The following is a 3,552-nucleotide window of genomic DNA, read 5'->3' on the forward strand; positions in this document are numbered from 1 at the left end:
ATAAGAAGAACTTCCATTTGTTTTTAAAAGAGTGCGAGTTTAGATTCAACTATGGCTCACCATCTAATCAGCTGAAAACCTTGAGAAAATGGTGTGATATTTAATCCTTATCTACTACAGCCCCATATTCTATGTTTAGTTGATTATCCAATCAATTAAACATAAGCTAATAAAGCTATTCAGTAATATAGATAAGTGAGCTTTCGAATAGTCGAAGGTTTCACGTGCAAAAATATTGGATAATTTTGACACTATTTTCATCAAATCTGTTACTGGATTATTGCTCAATGCCAGTGTTATTCCTATCAAAAATACCTTCTCAAAAACCCCATAACCAAAAGTATATGACGCGAAAATATTTCTCAGATAAGGGTTTCAAATTTACCCTAATGCGTTACTATTACCACCTAATTCTGTTAGACCCTTATATTTGATACTCTGTATTAACACCCTAAGAAAAGGATAGGTTATGCGCTACGAAGTTATCGTTATCGGTGCAGGTATGGTTGGCACGTCAATCGCGTGGCATCTACAAAAAAATAACTCAAATGTATTATTATTAGACAAAAAATTGCCAGGGTCAGAGACCTCATACGGCAATGCAGGATTGATTCAGCGCGAAGCCATTCACACACATCCTTTTCCTCGTCAGCTGACAGAAATGATCAGAGTGTTGCCAAACCAAGGTACCGATATTCGCTATCGTATCCCGGCCATTTTGCGTTATCACCAAGCACTGCTTCAGTACTGGAAATACTCTACGCCAGCATCCGTCAAAAAAATTGAATCAGAGTGGCAGACGCTGATTGAGCATTGTACTAGTGAGCACCAAACCATGATTAGCGCTTCTGGTGCTGACGAGCTCATTACTCGTGATGGTTGGTTGCAATTGCATCGCTCAGAAGAGACGTTCAAAGAAGCGCAAGTATCAGCTATCGACGCACGTAACCAAGGTGTTGAGCATAACGTACTAAACCTTGAAGAGCTCAAAGCAATGGAGCCTAGCGCCAATTTTGAAGGTTTCGTTGGCGCGATTCATTGGAAAAATTCTTGGCAAGTATCGAACCCAAGCTCACTCGTGAAAGCTTATGCAAAAAACTTCCAAGATATGCAGGGTACGATCAAAGAAAGCGATGTGAAAGAAATCATAAAAGACGGCGAAGGTTGGAAAATTATCACGGATAACGATACCTACTATAGTGATAAATTGGTTATCGCAGCAGGCCCATGGTCTAATGATTTGATCAGACCACTTGGCTATAACTTGCCATTGTTCCCAATGCGCGGTTATCATCAGCATTTCAAAGTGACAGAAAAGAACACTATCAATCACAGTATGTTTGATATGGACAAAGGCTTTGTGATGGGGCCGATGCAGCAGGGTATCCGTATTACCACTGGTGCTGAGATGACCACGATGAATGCGCCAAAGAACTTTGGTCAGTTAAAAACCGTATTGAAGCTTGCTAAAAAAATCTTGCCATTAGAAGATGCAGTTGAGAGTGAAGCATGGGCAGGCTCTCGTCCTTGTATGCCTGATATGAAGCCGGTAATCGGTCCTGCTGACAAGCATGACAAACTATGGTTCGCATTTGGTCACAGCCATCAAGGCTTTACCTTAGGTCCAATGACAGGTCGTCTGGTTGAAGAGATGATCCACGATAAGCCTGCATTGGTCGATCTTGCACCATTTAGTGCCCAGCGTTTTTCTAACTAAGCGCGTATCTGATATATAGTTGATCCAATTTAAGAGCGGTACAAGGCAACCGAGTGCAGATGTATATGTCATACTTCAAGCGAGGTTAACGCTGTAATGCTTTTATAGTGGATTGACTATAGTTAGCACAGACTTAAATTAATAAATAAAAGGTATAGACATGATTAAGAAGCTACACAGCAATCAACGTATGAGCAAAACCGTAATCCATAACCAGACTATCTATTTGTGTGGTCAGGTAGGTAACGCAGAAGACGATATCAAAGCACAAACATTAACTTGCTTAGAAAAAATCCAAACGTTGCTAGAAGAAGTTGGCAGCGACAAATCAAAGCTACTATCAGTCACAGTTTGGATCAAAGACATGGCTGACTTTGCTGCTATGAATGAAGTTTATGACCAGTGGTTTGAAGGTATTCAGCCACCAGCTCGCGCTTGTGGTGAGTCAGCATTGGCACGTCCTGAGCTATTGGTTGAGATGATCGCCATCGCTGCTGAGTAAAGACTGCTCATAGTACCTATAACACCTGTATCAAATAGAAATAAAAAAGGCCATGATAGCGATATCGTGGCCTTTTTTATATTTGGCAATAAGTAAATTTAATTATTGAAAAAGGGCGTGCTAGCTTTCTAGATAAAGCCTACGCCGTATAACTTCAGCGAAGCAATACAATGATTATTATAGGAATTAACATCCTTTCCATACTGCTTGGCGTTTCTCAATAAAAGCATCAATACCTTCACCCACATCGTCTGCCATCATATTGCCCGTCATAACTTCACTGGCATAGTCATAAGCGTCTTCGACACTCATATCCAGCTGCTTATAAAACATATCTTTGCCAGTTCTCACCGCTACCGGAGACTTGGTAGTAATCGCCGTTATCAGTGATTGTAGTGTTTGATCGAGTTGCTCTGCTGCTGATACTCGATTGATCAAGCCATATTGCAAGGCAGTGTGTGGATCGATAAACTCACCTGTAATTAGCATCTCAAATGCCTGCTTGCGGGGTAAATTGCGACTGACGGCTACAGCAGGTGTGGAGCAGAACAGTCCAACGTTTATCCCAGAAGTAGCAAATCTTGCACTATCAGCGGCAACGGCCAAGTCACAAGCGGCGACCAGCTGACATCCTGCAGCGGTAGCAATGCCTTGTACTTTTGCAATGACGACTTGCGGCATACGGTTGATGGTAAGCATCATTTTACTACATTGCTGGAATAGGGCACGGTGAAATGCTGCCTCTGGGTGTGCGCGCATTTGTTTTAGATTGTGACCAGCACAGAACGCTTTGCCTGTCGCTTGAATAACCACGACTCTGATCGTATCGTCTTGAGCGATTTGGTTTAGCTCTGTTTGTATGGCAGACAGCACTTCAACGGACAGGGCATTGAATTGTTTGGGTTGGTTTAAGGTGAGCGTGACGACGCCACTTTCTTTATTGTCTTCTCTAATAACCAGAAGGTCATCTAGGTCTAGAATAACGTCAGATTGATTCATTTATCATCCTTGATAATGGGTTGGTTTATAGTTTTATATATAGCTGACTAAATAGTAGCATGGCTCACATTCTATACAATAGATGGAGCACATAGAAAGCGCACGAGAAAATAGCGCACTCAGATAATGAGTACGCTATTGGTTTTTCAATCAGATATAATCTAAATCTATACTAACTTAAATTTAGGGGCTGTAGTAGATAAGCACTATGTTAGACTACTTTTATGAAGATAACCCGTTGTAAAATAAGTAAAAAAGTACAGCGAAGGCTGTTAGAGTTTTTCACAGCTGAAGTGACTGCTAGAACAGCCGCAGATTTGCTTGATATTCAGCC

General features: G+C 41.3%; 3 protein-coding genes and 2 pseudogenes. 4 read left to right on the top strand and 1 reads right to left on the bottom strand.

What is annotated here, in order from left to right:
* The 3 genes and pseudogenes from JMX63_RS14315 to JMX63_RS14325 all read left to right on the top strand — a co-directional run.
* Positions 1-104, top strand: a pseudogene (locus JMX63_RS14315) (IS1595 family transposase); the annotation flags it as partial.
* Between the two features lie 365 nt (positions 105-469).
* A complete protein-coding gene (locus JMX63_RS14320) occupies positions 470-1,717 on the top strand; it encodes an NAD(P)/FAD-dependent oxidoreductase (RefSeq protein WP_201573181.1) in 1,248 nt (415 codons plus the stop codon).
* A gap of 163 nt (positions 1,718-1,880) precedes the next feature.
* Complete coding sequence (locus JMX63_RS14325) at positions 1,881-2,219, top strand: RidA family protein (protein WP_055124581.1); 339 nt, start codon at positions 1,881-1,883, stop codon at positions 2,217-2,219.
* Between the two features lie 186 nt (positions 2,220-2,405).
* Here JMX63_RS14325 and JMX63_RS14330 read toward each other — a convergent pair whose 3' ends face one another.
* On the bottom strand, positions 2,406-3,218 hold the full coding sequence (locus JMX63_RS14330) for an enoyl-CoA hydratase (RefSeq protein ID WP_201573183.1): 813 nt from the start codon (positions 3,216-3,218) through the stop codon (positions 2,406-2,408).
* A gap of 224 nt (positions 3,219-3,442) precedes the next feature.
* Between JMX63_RS14330 and JMX63_RS14335 the strand changes: the two are divergent.
* Positions 3,443-3,552: pseudogene (locus JMX63_RS14335) on the top strand (IS1595 family transposase); the annotation flags it as partial.

Source organism: Psychrobacter nivimaris (assembly GCF_904846365.1).
In the GTDB taxonomy this organism is placed as follows: Bacteria; Pseudomonadota; Gammaproteobacteria; order Pseudomonadales; family Moraxellaceae; genus Psychrobacter; species Psychrobacter nivimaris_B.

Coding starts and splice junctions, on each gene's coding strand:
- JMX63_RS14330 (WP_201573183.1), bottom strand. CDS start 3,218: ATGAATCAATCTGACGTTATTCTAGACCTAGATGACCTTCTGGTTATT.
- JMX63_RS14320 (WP_201573181.1), top strand. CDS start 470: ATGCGCTACGAAGTTATCGTTATCGGTGCAGGTATGGTTGGCACGTCA.